Source organism: Jiangella alkaliphila, assembly GCF_900105925.1.
Lineage (GTDB): Bacteria > Actinomycetota > Actinomycetes > Jiangellales > Jiangellaceae > Jiangella > Jiangella alkaliphila.
The window spans coordinates 656,030-673,040 of sequence record NZ_LT629791.1 but is presented as its reverse complement, the minus strand read 5'-3'; the positions used below and the strand labels follow the sequence as shown (position 1 = coordinate 673,040).

11 protein-coding genes are annotated in these 17,011 nt (G+C 73.1%); 4 read left to right on the top strand and 7 right to left on the bottom strand.

What is annotated here, in order from left to right:
* Window position 1 precedes the first annotated feature (1 nt).
* A complete protein-coding gene (locus BLV05_RS03040; RefSeq protein ID WP_046766519.1) occupies window positions 2-691 on the bottom strand; it encodes a biliverdin-producing heme oxygenase in 690 nt (229 codons plus the stop codon).
* 231 nt (window positions 692-922) lie between these two features.
* On the opposite strand from BLV05_RS03040, the gene BLV05_RS03035 reads away from it, so the two are divergent.
* Complete coding sequence (locus BLV05_RS03035) at window positions 923-1,621, top strand: hypothetical protein (RefSeq protein WP_152690521.1); 699 nt, start codon at window positions 923-925, stop codon at window positions 1,619-1,621.
* Window positions 1,618-9,000: an HtaA domain-containing protein gene (locus BLV05_RS03030; RefSeq protein ID WP_082154870.1), complete on the top strand. Its 7,383-nt coding sequence runs from the start codon at window positions 1,618-1,620 to the stop codon at window positions 8,998-9,000. Before BLV05_RS03035 ends, BLV05_RS03030 begins: the two co-directional genes overlap by 4 nt.
* 131 nt (window positions 9,001-9,131) lie before the next feature.
* Here the strand turns inward: BLV05_RS03030 and BLV05_RS03025 are convergent, their stop codons facing one another.
* Window positions 9,132-10,658, bottom strand: coding sequence for an MFS transporter (locus BLV05_RS03025; protein WP_046766758.1), 1,527 nt, complete (start codon window positions 10,656-10,658; stop codon window positions 9,132-9,134).
* A 140-nt stretch (window positions 10,659-10,798) separates the two neighbouring features.
* On the opposite strand from BLV05_RS03025, the gene BLV05_RS03020 reads away from it, so the two are divergent.
* Entirely contained in the window at window positions 10,799-11,449 is a 651-nt protein-coding gene (locus BLV05_RS03020; RefSeq protein ID WP_046766521.1) for a LysE family translocator, read from the top strand.
* Window positions 11,450-11,479: 30 nt separating this feature from the next.
* On the opposite strand, the gene BLV05_RS03015 is transcribed toward BLV05_RS03020, so the two are convergent.
* Window positions 11,480-12,037: a dihydrofolate reductase family protein gene (locus BLV05_RS03015; protein ID WP_046766522.1), complete on the bottom strand. Its 558-nt coding sequence runs from the start codon at window positions 12,035-12,037 to the stop codon at window positions 11,480-11,482.
* A 71-nt stretch (window positions 12,038-12,108) separates the two neighbouring features.
* Window positions 12,109-13,347: a DUF2470 domain-containing protein gene (locus BLV05_RS03010; protein WP_152690522.1), complete on the bottom strand. Its 1,239-nt coding sequence runs from the start codon at window positions 13,345-13,347 to the stop codon at window positions 12,109-12,111.
* A 17-nt stretch (window positions 13,348-13,364) separates the two neighbouring features.
* On the opposite strand from BLV05_RS03010, the gene BLV05_RS03005 reads away from it, so the two are divergent.
* Window positions 13,365-14,864, top strand: a complete 1,500-nt coding sequence (locus BLV05_RS03005) for a DUF7059 domain-containing protein (RefSeq protein ID WP_082154872.1) — start codon at window positions 13,365-13,367, stop codon at window positions 14,862-14,864.
* Here BLV05_RS03005 and BLV05_RS03000 read toward each other — a convergent pair.
* The 3 genes from BLV05_RS03000 to BLV05_RS02990 form a co-directional block, all read right to left on the bottom strand.
* Window positions 14,861-15,697 (bottom strand): hypothetical protein, encoded by an 837-nt coding sequence (locus tag BLV05_RS03000; protein ID WP_046766524.1) that lies wholly within the window; start codon window positions 15,695-15,697, stop codon window positions 14,861-14,863. The two genes, BLV05_RS03005 and BLV05_RS03000, sit on opposite strands and share 4 nt — an antisense overlap.
* Window positions 15,694-16,422: a hypothetical protein gene (locus BLV05_RS02995; RefSeq protein ID WP_046766525.1), complete on the bottom strand. Its 729-nt coding sequence runs from the start codon at window positions 16,420-16,422 to the stop codon at window positions 15,694-15,696. Before BLV05_RS02995 ends, BLV05_RS03000 begins: the two co-directional genes overlap by 4 nt.
* Before the next feature lie 166 nt (window positions 16,423-16,588).
* A complete protein-coding gene (locus BLV05_RS02990; protein ID WP_046766526.1) occupies window positions 16,589-16,996 on the bottom strand; it encodes a VOC family protein in 408 nt (135 codons plus the stop codon).
* Window positions 16,997-17,011: the final 15 nt, after the last annotated feature.

Genomic DNA, 17,011 nt, shown 5'->3' with positions numbered 1-17,011 from the left:
GTCAGCCGGCCGCGGGCGTCGCCGCGTGCACCGCGCCGAGCTCGACGAAGATCTCGGTGTTCATGCCGTACGCCGCGACGACCTCGTCGATGACGCGCTCCCGCTCGTCAGGGTTCCACGGCGCCGCGTCGAGCCGCGCGCGGTAGGCGTCCTTGAACGGCCGCGGCTTCGGGATCTGCGCGAAGTGATAGAACCGCACGCCGTCGCCGCCCAGCTCGAGGCCGTATGCGCGCGCGACCAGCGTCCCGACCGCCAGGCCGCCGGACAGGTCGCCCAGGTAGCGGGTGTAGTGGTGCGCGACGAAGCCGCCCGGCCACTGCGCCGTCTCGCGGATGCGGTCGGCGTAGCGGCGGGTCGCCGGCAGCGGCTCGAGGTCGTCGACGGCATCGGCGCCGCCCAGCAGGTGGGCGAGGTCGGCCCGCAGCGACGGGACCCGCTCGAGCTCGTCGGTGACGAACGGCCCGGCGATCGGGTCGTCGCGCATGCCGGCGGCGACCGACTCCAGCGCCTCATACACGAACAGGTGCTGCGTGACCAGTGCGGTGTAGCCCGCGCGGCTCATGCGGCCCTCCATCAGCGCGTTGATGAAGTCCGCGCCGTTGGCGACGTCGTGCAGGGGCCAGCTGCGCTCGCGCAGAGCCTGGGAGAACGTTCGGGGCTCGGCGTCGGCCGGCGTACGGGTGGTCGGCACGGATTCTCCTCCGGGTCGGCGCTGCACTTGAGACAAGTATTGCATCTTAGGTTTGCCTACCCCAATGTAGGTATGCCTTACCTATACCGATACTGTGCCTCATGATCCGCAGAACCCCGACATCAGGTTGAAGGGTGGGACATGTCGAACGTTTCCCGACGGCGATCGCGTCGCCGTCGACTCGCGACGGCGCTGGGGGTGGTCCTGGCGACGGGGGGTTCGCTGAGCCTCGTGGAGACCGCGGCGGCCGCATCCGCCACCGGTCCGGAAGGCCAGACGATCACCGTTTCCAAGGTCGACGGACTCGACCCCGCCGGTGAGACGATCACCATCCACGGTGAGGGCTACGACCTCACCAAGGGCATCTATGTCGTCGTGTGCGTCAACACCGGCGCAGGTCAGCAGCCCACGCCGTGTCTCGGCGGCGCTGACATGGAAGGCGGCGGCGGCTCGTCGGCGTGGATCTCGTCGAACCCGCCGTCGTACGGCGAGGGTCTGGCCACGCCGTTCGAGGAGGTCGGCGGCAAGGGCTCGTTCGACGTGCAGCTGAGCGTCGCCGGGAGCGACGAGTTCACCGACTGCCTCGACCCCGCCCAGGCGCCCGACGGCTGCGTCGTCGGCACCCGCGCCGACCACACCCGCACGGCCGACCGCAGCGCCGACGTGCTGATCCCGATCACGTTCGCCAGCGCCGGCGGCAGCGGCGACGCCAATGGCGACGCGTCCGGCGACGCCGGCACCGAGTCCGGCAGCACGCCGTCGCCGACGTCCACCACCGGCGCCGCGGGTGCCGCGGCCGGCGGCGGGTCCGACCTCGCCGAGACCGGCGCCCCGATCGTCCCGGCCGCGCTGGCCGGCCTGGCCCTGCTCGGCGGCGGGGTCGTGGCCGTCGCCGCCCGCCGTCGTTCCGAGGAGACGAACCGACCGTGAGGACCACATCGTTCAGACGGACCGTGGCGGCGCTGCTCGCCGCCGCGCTCGGCACCGGCACACTGGTCGCCGGCTCCGCGCCCTCCGTGGCCGCCCCCGCCGTGACAGCCGACACGGCCACCACGGCCGGCGCCGCCGCCGTTGACATCGGCGCGGCCCCACCCGCCGCCAACACCGCCAACACCGCCAACACCGCCGACACCGCTGCCGAAGCCGTCGCCGGCACCCTCGACTGGGGCGTGAAGGCGTCGTTCCGGAGCTACATCACCGGCCCGATCGCGCACGGTTCGATCGAGGTCCGCGATCCCGCGACGCGCAACGGCGACGGCACGTTCCGGTTCGCCGACGCGACCGGCACCGCCGACCCCGACGCCGGCACGGCCGATCTCGGCTTCGCCGGCGAGGTCTACTTCGCCGGCCACGACATGGGCGCCGGCCCGCTGCTCGAGCTGACCGTCACCGACCCGCGGGTCACGGTGTCGTCGGCGACCGACGGCGTGTTGGTCGCCGACGTCGTCAGCAAGTCGCTCGACTCGGGTCAGCTGGTCACCTACGACGACGTCGAGCTGGCCGACCTCGACCTCACCGACCACCCGCTGACGTTCGACGGCGACACGGTGTCGGCCGCGGGCGTGCCGGCGACGTTGACCGCGGCGGGCGTGCCGGCGTTCGCGAACTTCTACACCGCGGGCACCGTCCTCGACCCGATCACCTTCACCGCCACGCTGGAGGAGGCGCAGCCGGTCTGGGAGCCCTCGATCGAGGTGCTCGCCGCCGACGGCGTCACCCCGGCCGCCGACGCCGACCTCACCTACGGCGACACGGTCGTCGTCAAGGGCGAGGGCTTCGACCCCGCGGGCAACGTCGCGCCCGAGGGCAACCGCCCGCCGATCCCGGCCGGTGTCCCCGCGGGCACCTACGTCGTCTTCGGCAAGTTCGCCGAGCAGTGGCAGCCCTCCGCCGGCGCACCGTCGTCGGCCCGGACCGTCGGCACGCAGAAGTGGGCGCTCGCGCAGGCAGCGCTGGACCAGGTGCCGGCCCAGTACCAGAGCGCCATCCGCGCGCAGTGGGCCGACGTCCAGCCCGACGGCACGTTCACGGCCGAGCTGACCCTGGCCAAGCCGGCCGACCGCACCACCGGCGAGCCGATCGAGTGGCCTGCCACCGGCAACCTCGGCGTCTACACCTACGCCGCCGGCGGCACCGTCAACGCCGACCAGGAGCTGACCGTCCCGCTCACCGTCGCCGAGCAGCCCGACCCGGACCCGGACCCGATCGAGGTCACCGACGCCACGTTCGAGTGGGGCATCAACCTCGTCTCGCAGTACGGCTCGCCCGCCGGCGGCTGCAGCTTCTTCGTCGCCGGCATCGCCGACGGCACCGAGGCCAGCTACAAGGTGCAGGACGGCGACGTCTACCTGCTCAAGCGGCTGGCCGACGGCCGCGCCACCGCCGTGACCGCCGAGAACCGCTGCCTGCCGCTGGTCGACGACAAGATCAACCAGCGCGCTCTGTTCACCGGCGGCACCGGTGAGCTCGACGCGGCCGGCGCCGGCAGCATCGCCTGGACCGGCGCGTTCACCATCTACTCCTACGGCGGCATGGTGCCGTGGTACGTCAAGGACCCGGTGCTGACGGTCGACGGCGAGGGCAACGGCGCCATCACCGCGGAGGTCGGCGGCTTCGCGTCGTCGATGGAGGACCCGACGGTCAAGGAGCCGCTCGACCCGGAGCAGGGCGTCACGGTCCTGGAGCTGGACGGCGTCGCGATCGAGGACGGCGTCGTCACCGGCACCCCGGTCTACCAGGGCGTCGACTACTTCCCGCTGAACGACCCGGCCGACCCGGCGTCGGGCCGGCGCGAGACGTCTGCGATCCCGGACGAGGCGAAGGCCGCGAACCCGAACTGGGGCTCCTGGCCCACTCCGATCGTCGACTTCCACTACCGCACCGGCCTGTCGTCGTACTGGCACACCAGCGGCCTGAGCGCGGACCCGAACAAGCCCCCGCTGCCGGTGCTGCTCGAGCTCGACGGCGGCGTGCCGGAGTTCGTCGACGCGCACCCGGTGACCATCAGCGCCCAGCCGCAGTGGACCCAGGCCGTCACCGGCGAGGACACCACGTTCACCGTCACCGCCGAGAGCGACGACGATGCGCTGACCTACCAGTGGCAGCGGCGCAACCCGGGCACGAGCGACTGGGTGGCCGTCGGCGGCGCCACCGGCGTGACGCTGACGCTGCCGGGCGTGACACCGGCCGACACCGGCACCTACGTGCGCGTCGTTGTGGCCAACAGCACGACGTCGATCACCTCGAGCGCGGCCGGGCTGCAGGTCCAGGACGCGGCTGCGCCCGCGCTGGGATCGTCGCCGGCCGACGTCACCACGTTCGTGGGCTACCAGGCGCAGTTCGCCGCCGACCTCGCCGGCTGGCCCCGGCCCACCTACCAGTGGCAGACCAGCACCGACGGCGGCGAGACGTGGACCGATCACGGCGAGGCCGGGAACGCCAGCAGCATCGAGCTCACCGGCCTGACGGCGGACCAGGACGGCCTGCGGGTCCGCGCGGTCGGCAGCAACGGCCGCGGCGCGGACGTCGTGACCGAGGCGGCCGAGCTGACCGTGCTGCCGGCGCCGAGCGAGCCGACCCTGGCCTTCCCCGAGGGCGCCGAGTTCGATCCCGCCGCAGAGTTCCTCGTCCTCACGGCGGTGGGCGGCGGCTACCCGGTGCCGACCGGCACCGTGACCCTCGCCGTCGTCGAGGCCGACGTCTGGGCCGCGCGTGACGATACGTTCGACCGCGAGACCGACACCGTCGCGTGGAGCGAGATCCACTCGAGCAACTTCACCGGCGGCTTCTTCGACGCCGGGCTGTACGTCGAGCCAGGGCTGATCGACCCGGAGAAGGACTACGTCCTCGTCACGTTCAGCATCACGCCGGGCGACCACAGCCACGACGCCGAGGCGGCGATCCCGTTCGGCCCCGGCGAGCAGCCGACGTGGGAGCCGTCGATCGAGGTGTTCGCGGCCGACGGCGTGACGCCGGTCGCGGAGGCGGAGCTGACCTACGGCGACACCGTCGTCGTGCGCGGCAGCGGCTTCGACCCCGAGGGCAACGTCGCGCCTGAGGGCAACCGCCCGCCGATCCCGGCCGGCGTGCCCGCGGGCGCCTACGTCGTGTTCGGCTCGTTCGCCGACCAGTGGCAGCCGTCGCAGGGCGCGCCGTCGTCCGCTCGGACCGTCGGCGCGCAGCAGTGGGCGCTGGCGCAGGCGGCTCTCGACCAGGTGCCGGCCCAGTACCAGGACGCGATCAGGGCCCAGTGGGTGGAGATCGCGGCCGACGGCACCTTCACGGCGGAGCCGACGCTGGCCAAGCCGACGGACCGCACCACCGGCGAGCCGGTCGAGTGGCCCGAGGGCACCACGCCGGGCGTCTACACCTACGCCGCCGGTGGCACCGTCAACGCCGATCAGGAGTTGTACGTCCCTCTCACCGTCGCCGACGAAGAGCCGGCCGGGCCGGCGCTCACGCTGTCCGCGTCGACCGGGCTGGACAACGCCGGCAGCAACGTCGTCGAGGCGACCGGCACCGGCTTCGACCCGCAGACCGCGATCGAGGTCGTGCAGGCGGTGCGGGTGGAGGGTGCGGACCCGTCGAGCTGGCCGACGGCGATCGGCTCGGCCCGGGTGATGACCACGGCCGACGGCTCGTTCCTGGTTCCGGCGGCGCTGAACACCGTCACGTCGCGGTTCGTCCCCGACGGCAGCGGCGACGTCTATGACTGCAAGGTCGTGGAGTGCGTCGTGCTGGCCTACGACTTCGGTGACCCGGCCGACCGGACCCAGGACGCCTGGGCGCCGATCGCGTTCGACGACGCCGAACGGCCCGCGCCGTCGGTGACGCTGGACTCGACGGATTTCCCGGCCGAGGGCGGTTCGACCACGGTCCACGGCGGCGGGTTCATCGCCGGCGACCACCTGCTGGTCGTGCAGACCAGCGCGCTGGGCGCCGCGAGCGACCCGCGAGAGCTGCCGCGCAACCCGGCCGGCACCAGCCAGTTGGTACCCGGCGAGGGCGACGGCGCGTGGGCCCTGCGGCTCGACGGCCTGGCGCCGACGTTCACGTCGACCACCGGCACGGTGGTCGACTGCCGCGAGGTGGAGTGCGCGGTCGCGGTGTTCCCGAGCCGCCGTGCCGACCTCGGCCAGAGCGTGTTCGTCCCGATCACGTTCGCCGACGAGGAGCCGCCGACCGGCACGGGCACGCTCGACTGGGGCCTCAAGGCGTCGTTCCGGAACTACATCACCGGGCCGATCGCGCACGGTTCGATCGAGGTGCGCGAGCCGGCGACGCGGAACGAGGACGGCACGTTCCGGTTCGCCGGCGGCACCGGGACCGGGTCGGCGGAGGCGGCCGAGCTGGCCTTCGCCGGCGAGGTCTACTTCGCCGGTCACGACATGGGCGCCGGCCCGCTGCTGGAGCTGACCGTCACCGACCCGCGGGTCACGGTGTCGTCGGCGACGGACGGCGTGCTGGTCGCCGACGTGGTGAGCAAGTCGCTGGACTCCGGCGAGCTCGTCACCTACGACGACGTCGAGTTCGCGACGCTGGACTTCACCGGCCACGCGGTCACCGTGACCGACGGGGTCGCGTCGGCGTCCGGTGTTCCGGCGGCGCTGACCGAGGCCGGCGCCGCGGCGTTCGCCGGCTTCTACACCGCCGGCACCGAGCTGGACCCCGTCACGTTCAGCGTCACTCTGGAGGACGAGCCGCCGGCCCCGACGCCGACGATCGTCGTGTCGGAGGTGGAGGACCTCGACCCGTACGCCGACCAGATCACCGTCACCGGGTCCGGGTTCGAGCCCGCCGACCTGGCCGGTGGGCTGCGCGTCGGCGTCGGCGTGGTGACCACCGACGGCAGCGTGCCGGCGCTGGACCCCGTCGAGACCGTTACGTTCGAGCCGGTCAGCGGCCTGCTGTCGTTCGCCCGGGCGGCGCTCGGCACGTTCGAGATCACCCTGACGACGGGCGAGGTCGAGCCGGGCACGACGCTGGCGGTGCACACGTCGCCGGTCGACGCGTCGGCGGACCTGGCGTACACGACGCAGACCCCGATCGCGTTCGCCGATGTCCGCACCCCGCAGCTCACGGTCACCCCGACGGAGGAGCTCGCGGTCGGCACCGAGGTGAGGATCGAGGGGACCGGGTTCGCACCGAACCGCCGCATCTCGTTGGCGATCACCGCCAACGCGGAGCAGGACCTCGAGTACGGCTGGCCGACCGGCTGGCTGCAGCACGAGGTCGTGCAGGCCGACGCGTCCGGCGCGCTGTCGCGGATGCTGATGCTGGCCGGCACTGTGACCGGCAGCGGCGTGGACTGCGTGGAGACCGCCTGCTTCGTGGCGAGCTTCAGTTCGGCGCAGGCCTCCGACGCGACACCGGTCGACTACCGCGCCGACCGCAGCCAGGACGTGCTCGTCGCGGTGGCGTTCGCGACCGACCCCGGCCCGGAGCCGGAGCCGCCGGCCGTCACCGTCGACCCCGATCCGGCCGTCCAGGGCGAGCCGGTCACGTTCACCGGCACCGGCTTCGAGCCCGGCGCGACGGTGACCGCCGTCGTCGACCGCGACGCGCCGCCGCCGGGTGGCACCGGCACGCTCGACTGGGGCGTGAAGGAGTCGTTCCGGAACTACATCAACGGGCCGATCGCGCACGGCGCCATCGAGGTGCGCGACCCGGCGACGGAGAACGCCGACGGCACGTTCCGGTTCGCCGAGGGTACCGGTGACGCGACCGCGCTGGCCTTCGGCGGTGAGGTGTACTTCTCCGGTCACGACATGGGCGCCGGCCCGCTGCTGGAGCTGACCATCACCGACCCGCGGGTCACGGTGACGTCGGCCGATGCGGGTGTGCTGGTCGCCGACGTCGTGAGCAAGTCGCTGTCGTCCGGTGAGTTGGTCACCTACGACGGCGTCGAGCTGGCGGCGCTGGACTTCACCGACCACCCGGTGACCGAGACCGACGGTGTCGTCGCGGCGTCGGACGTACCGGCGGCGCTGACGGAGGACGGCGTGGCGGCGTTCGCGGACTTCTACCCCGCGGGCACCGAGCTGGATCCCGTCACGTTCGCGGTCCCGGTCGACGGGTCGGCGTCGGCCGACGGCGCTCGTGCCACGGCTGCGTCGGTCGAGGCCGGCACCGGTACGGTCGGCGACGACGGCGCGGTCGAGATCGGCTGGACCGTTCCGGCCGACCTCGCGACCGGCGGGCACACCGTCGACCTCGTCGTCGCGGACGAGTCGCTGGCGAGCACCGCGTTCACCGTCGAGGAGGCGGACGGGGAGCCCGAGCCCGAGCCGGAGCCCGACCCCGCGGTCAGCGTGGACCCGGAGACGGTCGCGCAGGGCGGCACGGTCACCTTCACCGGCACCGACTTCGGCGCCGAGGAGAGCGTCGAGGCGACGATCCTCATCGACGCCGCGACGGAGGAGCTCACCTTCGACAACGACCACGGCCAGGCGGTCACGGTCCGCTCGGCGGACGGCAACCCGCTGGTCCTGCGCGACGGCAACCTGCTCGTCGTCGACGGCGGCGAGCTGGACGTCACGCTGACCGGGCTGGAGCCGACCAGCGAGGAGAACACGCCGGAGGCCCCGGCCGGGTTCTACCTGCTGACGGCGGTCGACAACGGTCCGGGCGAGGTCGCGACGCCGGCCATCGGCGGTGCCGACACGACCGGCGAGTCGGGCACGTCGCGGTGGATCACCAACTTCCCGTACCCGGGGAGCGAGGACATCGTGGTGCCGATCGCCGACGGTGTCGCCGAGACGTCGCTCACGCTGGTCGAGGCCGACGAGTTCGCCGACTGCGAGGTGGACTGCGTGCTCTACCTGCGCACCGACCACCGTTCGGCGGCCAACCGGGAGTTCGACCTGCGGGTGCCGCTGGAGTTCGTCAGCGCCGACGAGCTGGCCGAGGCGGCGCAGGCCGAGCCGGTCACCGTCAGCGGGACGACGAACGCCGACGGCGAGGTCGCGCTGGAGTGGACCGTGCCGGCCGACTCGCCGGTCGGCCCGGCGACCGTCACCCTGACCGGCGCGGACTCCGCGCTGACCGCGTCGGCGCCGTTCACCGTCACTGCCGCCTCTCCGGGCGGCGACGACAACGGCTCTGACGAAGGCGGCTCCGACGAGGGTGGCTCGGAGGACGGATCGGACGACGGCACCGACGGTGGATCGGAGCCGGGCGCCGACGACGGCGACGGCGACGGCGACCTGCCGGACACCGGCACCGACCCGTCGGTGATCCTCATCGTCGGCTTGGCGCTGCTGGCCGGTGGCGTCGCGGTCGCGCTCTACGACCGCCGTCGCCGGGCCTGACCGCTGGATCGTGCACCTGGCCGCTCCTTCAGAAGGACGGCCAGGTGCACGTCCGTCTTTCGTACGCATGTGTCCCTCCCGTCGAGTCCGAGTTGATCTTGAAAGAAGGTTGGCATACTCTTCTTTCAAGATCAACTCGGATGGGAGGAACCATGGCGGCGAGAGCTCAGCAGCACAGCGGTCAGCGCGGCGGCCGCCAGCAGGATCCCGCCGCCGACGGCGAGTGCGGTCGTGTAGCCGTGCACGGAGGCGGCGGCCTGCGTGGACCCGACGGCGGCGGCTGTCGCGGCCGCGGCCACCGTGTTGAGCAGGGCTGTCCCCAGCGCGGCGCCGACCTGCTGCGCGGCGTTGTAGGTGGCCGACGCGGCGCCGATGTCGTGGCCGCGCATGCCCTCGGTGGCCAGGCCGGCCGTCGGCGAGAGCACACAGCCGAGGCCCAACCCCGTCAGCACCATCGCCGGCAGCAGGTACAGCACGAACACGTCAGGTGTGTCCGCGGTCAGCCGGGTGAGCAGCAGCGTCCCGGCCGCCGCGGCGAGCAGGCCCGGCACGATCAGCGCCGCCGGCCGGACCCGCCCGTACAGCCGCCCGGCGACGAACACCGACCCGGCCAGCGCGGCGACGGCGTTGACGATCAGCGTCAGGCCGGCCCGCACCGGCGAGTATCCGAGCACCGTCTGCGTGTAGTAGCTCATGAACAGGTAGAACCCGAACATCGCGATGAACAGCAGCGTCACGGCGACGAATGCGGCGGCACGGGCCCGGTGGCGCAGTACGTGCAGCGGCAGCAACGGCCGGGCCGCCCGCGACTCCACGACGACGAACGCTGCCAGCAGCGCCAGCCCGCCGGCCAGCAGGGTCCACACTCGCGCCGAGCCCCACCCCAGCGACTCGGCCCGGGCGAACCCGTACACCAGCGCGGCGAACCCGGCCAGGCTGAGCAGCGCACCGCTGACGTCGAGCCGGCCGCGGTCGCGGGTCGCCCGGTCGGCCGGCGCCGGGTTCGTACCGGGGGTGGTAGGCGTGCCGTCGGCGTCGAGCCGGCCGCGGTTGCGGTCACGGATCGCCCGGTCCGCCGGCACCAGGCCTGCCCCGAGCGCCGCGAGCAGCGCGATCGGCACGTTGACGTAGAGGCACCAGCGCCAGCCGGGGTACTCCGTCAGCAGCCCCCCGGCGATCAGCCCGACCGCCGAGCCCGCCGCTCCGACGGCCGCGAACACCCCGAACGCCCGGCCCCGGTCCCGCCCGGTGAACGTCGTCGACAGCAAGGACAGCCCGGCCGGGGCGAGCAGCGCGGCGAACACTCCTTGCAGGGCACGCGCGCCGAACAGCAGCTCCGGCGATCCGGCCGCGCCGCCCAGCGCGGACGCGGCGGCGAAGCCGAGCAGCCCGATGAGGAACGACCGCCGATGCCCCAGAACGCCGCTGACCCGCCCGCCGATCAGCAGCAGCCCGCCGAACGTCAGCGCGTAGGCGGTGATCGCCCAGTGCCGGCTTCCGTCCGGCATCCCCAGTGCCGCCTGCGCGGACGGCAGCGCGATGTTCACGATCGTGCCGTCCAGGACGACCAGCAGCTGCGCCGCGCTCACCACCGCCAGCGTCCACCACCGCCGTCCGGATCGGGCATCTACCTGCGTCTTCTCCGTGTCGAGACTCATGACTTCCATCGTGTCGTTGAAGTCGTCCCGGAGACTTCGCGTCGCTGGCGGCCCCGTGACCAGGGCGGATCGACCGGCCAACCCTCAAGCGGCGGACGAAGGGCCGGAATCGATCCGGCGGGCGGCGGGTTGGAGCGAGCATGGTGACCACCGGAGCGCTGCTCGGAATCGCAGCCGTCGCGCTGGGCCTCGTGCTCACGCCGGGGCCGAACATGATCTACCTGGTGTCGCGATCGGTGACGCAGGGGCGCCGCGCGGGACTCATCTCGCTGACCGGCGTCGCGGCCGGGTTCTTCGTCTACCTGCTCGCGGCGGCCATCGGCATCGCGGCGGTGTTCACGCTGGTGCCGGCGTTGTACACGGCCCTGAAGATCGCCGGGGCGGCGTACCTGCTGTGGTTGGCGTGGAAGGCCATTCGGCCGGGCGGCGAGTCGGTGTTCGCCCCGAAGCCGCTGCCGGCCGATCCGCCGCGCCGGCTGTTCACGATGGGTATGGTCACCAACCTGCTCAACCCGAAGATCGCGATCCTCTACGTGTCGCTGCTGCCGCAGTTCGTCGACCCGGCGCGGGGCAGTGTGGCGGCGCAGAGCGTCGTGCTCGGCCTGACCCAGATCGCTGTGGCGCTGACGGTGAACGCGCTGATCGTGCTGACGGCCGGGTCGCTGGCGTCGTTCCTCGGGTCGCGGCCGGTGTGGATGCGGGCGCAGCGCTGGGTGATGGGCTCGGTGCTGGCCGGGCTGGCGGTGCGGATGCTCGCCGACCGGTCCAAGCCGGTGGCCGCCGCAACCTGACCAACGCACTCAGTACCGGCGCGCTCGGTATCAGCGCACCCGGTAGCGCACGTGGACAACGCCGTTGTTGAACCGGTGTTCGCTCGCCAGTTCCAGGTCGAGGCGGAGGTCGTCGGGGAAGAACCGGGTGCCGCCGCCGACGACCACGGGGCAGACGTACTGCCCGACCTCGTCGACCAGCCCGGCCCGCAGCGCCGTCGCGGCGAGCTCCGGCCCGTCGACGGTGAGGTCGCGCTCGGTCGACGCCTTCAGTGCGCGGGCGGCGTCGGGGTCGAAGGCGCGCTCCAGCCGGGTCCGTTCGCTGCTGACGGATTCGAGCGAGGTGGAGTAGACGATCTTGTCCCTGGCCTGCCACATCCGCGCCCACTCGAGCATGAACTCGGGCTGGTCCGGGATCGTGTGGGCCGTCTCCCAGTAGACCATCGTCTCGTACATGCGCCGCCCGACGAGGAACGTGCCGACCGGTTGGGTCGCCTCGTTGACGAAGGTGTGCAGCTCCTCGTCAGGGGTGTACCAGTCGAACTCCCCCTTGGCGTCGTTGATGTAGCCGTCCAGCGACGTGATCATCTCGTAGATCAGCGTTCCCATGGTGCACCTCCACTGGTTGCGATCTGCAAGCGGCGGTGCCCACCCTAGCGGAGACTGATCTCGAAACGCAATCAGTTGAGTCGTCGGTAGACGCCGGTGAAACCGCGGGCGGCCTCGGCGCGGCAGTAGGCGGCCAGCGTCGGGAGCCCGGGCTTCGGCGGCTGGACGGCGCGCCAGGCCTGCGACCCGGCGAACGCGAGCAGCAGATCCGTCACGACGTCCGGATCGACCGGCAGTGCCGCGGTCTGCGAGTCGAACGCCGGAGTGTCCACCCAGGTCAGCGCCAGCATGAACACGTCGCCCCAGGACGGGCCGAGGCAGGACATGCCCCAGTCGACGATCACCGCGGAACCGTGGGGCCGGATCAGCAGGTTGTCCTCGCGCACGTCCCAGTGGCACAGCGACTCGACCACCAGCCGGTCCGGCAGCTTCGCGACCCGCCGGTACAGCTCGGCGATCCGGCCGGCCATCCAGGGCGGCAGCACGTGCTCGGGTGCGCCGGCCAGCTCGGCCCAGCGCTCGCGCCAGCGCTCGGCCATCTCCGGCAGCCGCCGGTTCGTCAGCCTCGGTGGCGACGGCGTCAGCTCGCGCGACTGCCGCTCGACCAGGTCGCGGACGGCGAGAGCGTCGGCGCCGTGTGGGTCGGCGAGGTCCGGCATGCGGCCGTCGACGTCCTCGAGCAGCAGGGCGACCCAGTTGCCGTCGTCGAAGGAGGCGAGCAGGGCCGGCCGGTACGGCGCCGGCGGCAGCGACCGGAGCACCTCGATCTCGCGCCGGAACAGCACCGCCGTGCCCGGCTGCAGTGGTGACGCGTCGACCGCCTTGACGAACGCCGTCCGCCCGCCGGCGGTCACCAGCCGGGTCGCGCAGCCGGGCGACATGCCGCCGACCTGCTCGTGAGTCGTCACGACCGGCGAGCCCAACAACCTCTCGACCCAGTCGCGCACCGCGGCCGGGATGTCGGCGTACCGGATACGGACGCCGACCGCGCGGGCCAGCGTCAGTCCTCGGTGCCGGGCTCGATGCCGAGCGCCGTGGCGGGCCTCGGTATAGAGGCGGACGATCTCGTGCCGGATCTCCGGGCGCTCGGTGAGCGGCCGCGAGAACGGCACCCGCACCGGGCGCTCGGCGCCGCCGACGGTCACCGCGAAGTCGACGCCGACGCCGTCGAGGTGCGTCATGCGGGCCGCCGTGGCGTCCGGCGTGTCGCCGAGGCCACGCACGATGACCAGCGAGTCCGCCGCGTGATCGTCGTTCATGTGGCGGCTGACCGCCGCGATGACGTCGGGTCCGAACGGGTTCTGGGTCACCACGACAGAATATCGGCGTGACGACACGACATCCCGGCCTGTCCGACGACGACGTCGCCCGCGTGCGCGACGCGCTGGGGGCGGCCGGGTACTCCGTCGACGGGATCCGCGACCTGCTCGGCGCGCGGGCGGCCGCCGCGCTGGACCGCAACGAGACCACGCCGGGCCGGCTGGCCGTCGCAGGGCGCGACGATCCGCCGGCGCTGCTGGCGCGGCTCTGGTCGCTGCAGACGCCGGCCGAGCGGCGGCTGCTCGAGCGGGTGCTGCCGGTCGAGCCGCTGCTGGCCGGCGGCATCCTCGAAGCCAGCGCCGACGGCGACACCGTCCGGGCCGTGGTCGACATCCGGCCGTACGCCGACGACGCCGGGGACTGGTGGGTGGTCGCGGACCTCACGCCCGGCATGGACGGCCAGCGGGCGCCGATCCCCGACGACCACGTCCTCGGCCTCAACGCCGCGTCCAGCACGCTCGCCCAGCTGACCGTCCGCCGGCCGGTCGAGCGCGCGCTCGACCTCGGCACCGGCTGCGGTGTGCAGTCGCTGCACCTCGCCCGGCACAGCGCCCGGGTCGTCGCGACCGACGTAAACCCGCGGGCCCTGGCCCTGGCCGCGCTGACCGCCCGGCTCAACGGCCTGGCCGACGTCGTCGACCTGCGCCGCGGCAGCCTGTTCGAGCCGGTCGCCGGCGAGACGTTCGACCTGATCGCGACCAACCCGCCGTTCGTCGTCTCGCCCGGCGGCACGCACGTCTACCGCGACGGCGGCCTGCCCGGCGACGAGATCTCCCGCCGCGTCGTCGTCGACGGCGCCGCGCACCTGGCCGAGGGCGGGCTGATGCAATCGCTGGCGAATTGGACGCACAAGCGCGGCGAGGACTGGCGCGACCGTCTCGGCGAGTGGGTCACGTCGACCGGCTGCGACGCGTGGGTGCTCCAGCGCGAGGTCGAGGACCCCGCCGAGTACGTCGAGCTGTGGCTGCGCGACTCCGGCGAGGTCGGCGACGCCGGCTACGCGCAGCGCTACGCCGACTGGCTGCGCTGGTTCGACGACAACGGCGTCGAGGGCATCGGGTTCGGCTGGATCGCGCTGCGCCGGTCCGGTGCGGCCGACCCGGCCGTGCGCATCGAGGAGTGGCCGCACGCCGTCGAGCAGCCGCTCGCGCCCGCCGTCGCCGCCTGGTTCGACCGCGTCGCCGACCTGCGCATCTCGGACGACGCACTGCTGGCCGCCCGGCTGGTGCAGGCCGACGGCGTCGTGCAGGAGCAGGTCGGCCGGCCCGGCGACGAGGATCCCGAGCACCTCGTGCTCCGGCAGCGGCGCGGCCTGCTGCGCGCCGTCACCGCCGGAACCGCCGAGGCCGGGTTCGTCGGCGCCTGCGACGGGACGCTGCCGGCCGGGACGCTCGTCGACGCGCTGGCGAGGGTGCTCGATGCCGACGCCGCGGCGCTGCGCGCGGACCTGCTGCCGCGGATCCGGACGCTCGTGCAAGACGGCTTCCTGGAGCTCGCGGCGCCTTAGGACGCGCCGGCGACGGCGGTGAGGCCGACCACCAGGTACACCAGCCCGCCGAGCGTCACGCCGACGGCGGCGAGCAGCGGCACGCCGCGGGTGAGCCACCGCAGCCGGGACGAGTGGTGCGCCGAGTCCGTCAGCATCGCGCTGCCCTTGATCACCAGCAGGCCGACGGCGGTCAGCGTCCCGGCCAGCCCCATAGCGAAGCAGACCACCAGGATCAGCGCGTACGCCGTCCGGCCGGTGAGGATGCCGCTGACCAGGATCAGGAACGCCGACGGCGACGGCAGCAGCCCGCCGGACAGGCCGAGTGCGACCAGGCCGCGTCGCGACCACGGCGCCACCCCGGGCGGCGGCTCATGGCCGTGACCGTGACCGTGCCCGTGACCGTGACCGTGCCCATGCCCGTGGCCATGCCCATGCCCATGGCCGTGTCCATGGCCGGCCGCGGCCAGCGCCGGTGCGGACCGGACGCTGCGCACGTACCGCCGCAGCAGCCCCGCGCCCACCGCGACGACGATCAGCGCGGAGATCACCTGCAGCCAGGACGTGAGCAGGCGCGTGTCGGTGCCGCCGGACGCCGTCAGGCCGACCCAGCCCAGCGCCAGCACGAGCACCGAGAACGTGTGCATGCCGGCGACGATCGCGCCCAGCACGAGCGCGTCGCGGTACCGGGCGTGCGCGCCGACCAGGTAGGCGGCCGCGATGGTCTTGCCGTGCCCGGGCGCGACGGCGTGCGCGCAGCCCACCACGACCGCGACTACCAGTCCGGCCCACCAGACGCCGGGGGTGTCGAACAGCGCGATCAGCCGGTTGTCGAGTTCGTAGAGCCAGTTCACAGGGCCGCCCCGACGGTGGGTGCGGCGGCCCGTTCGTCGGCGGCCGCGGCCGGCCGGGCACCGCTGCGGCGCCACCAGAGCAGCCCGCCGGCGGCGCCGGCCAGGATCAGCGCGCCGGCCGCCATCAGCGCGGTCTGCGCCGTCCCGCCGCCCGCCGAGTCGTCGAAGCTCCACTGCTGGGTGGCGGTCGTGCTGGTGAACAGCGCCTGCTCAGGCTCGGACGCGACGTCTGACGTGACGACCGTGCGGTAGTTCTCGTTGACGTCGGTGAGCGTCGTGACCGTCAGTTCGACGCTGTCGACCGGCTGCGGGCAGGTGTAGACGAGCTGGGCGCCGAGCGTCAGCAGGTCCTGCAGCTGCGTGACCTGCCCCTCGCACGGCTGCCCGTCCTGCTCGATGACGAAATGCGAGAGCAGATAGCTGGGCAGGTTGTCCGAGCCGGCCAGCAGTTCGGCGCCGGTCAGCTGCTCACCGGTTCCGCCGGTCTGGTCCGTCTGCCCGGTGAACGCGCCGAGGAACTCGCCCAGGCTGACCCAGTCGTCCTCGGCCGCGGTCCAGGTGACCGCCACCTCCGCCCCGTCGACGTCCAGCCGCGCCGACAGCGGCGGCCCGAACGGATGCGCGCTGACCGGCGGCGCCGCGGCCAGCATCCCGACGGCGGGTATGACGGCCGCGATCGCGACGGCGGCCAGCCGGCGTGACCCATGGCGGTGGACGATCGGCACCGGCCCCTCCTACGGCGTGACGAGACTCCGCACAGCCAACATCGGCCGGGCGCGCAGCATCCGCCCCGCGGCCGTCGCCCGCGTGAACCCCCGATGAACTTCCCGTTCGTACCGGCATGTCCGGTTCATCGGTGGTCGACGGCCGCTCGTCGTCGGATCGCTCGGATCAGGACTGTTTGGCCGCCGCGGCGAGCTGGGCGTCGCTGCGCAGGATGTCGAACTCGTTGCCCTCCGGGTCGGCGAGCGTGACCCAGCCGGTGCCGGGGCCGTACTTGCCGCGGTGGTCGGCCACCACGGTGGCGCCGATGCCGCGCAGCCGCTCGACCTCCTCGTCCTGCGTGCGGTCGGTGGGACGCAAGTCGAAGTGCACGCGGTTCTTGACCGTCTTCTCGTCAGGCACCTCGATGAACAGCACCTGGTGGCTGCCGTCGGGCGTCTGGATCATGCACTCCTCGTGGCCGGGCTCGTTCGGGTCGTCGGCGATGTCGACGTAGCCGAGCACCTGCTTCCACCACTCCGACAGCTCGTAGGCGTTGGCGCAGTCGATGCTCGTATGCGAGATGCGGGACGTCATGGGCTCACCCTGCCG

Bases quoted from the DNA above. Each gene is read 5' to 3' on its own strand.
- BLV05_RS03025 (WP_046766758.1), bottom strand. From the start codon at position 10,658: ATGAGTCTCGACACGGAGAAGACGCAGGTAGATGCCCGATCCGGACGG.
- BLV05_RS03020 (WP_046766521.1), top strand. From the start codon at position 10,799: ATGGTGACCACCGGAGCGCTGCTCGGAATCGCAGCCGTCGCGCTGGGC.
- BLV05_RS03015 (WP_046766522.1), bottom strand. From the start codon at position 12,037: ATGGGAACGCTGATCTACGAGATGATCACGTCGCTGGACGGCTACATC.
- BLV05_RS02990 (WP_046766526.1), bottom strand. From the start codon at position 16,996: ATGACGTCCCGCATCTCGCATACGAGCATCGACTGCGCCAACGCCTAC.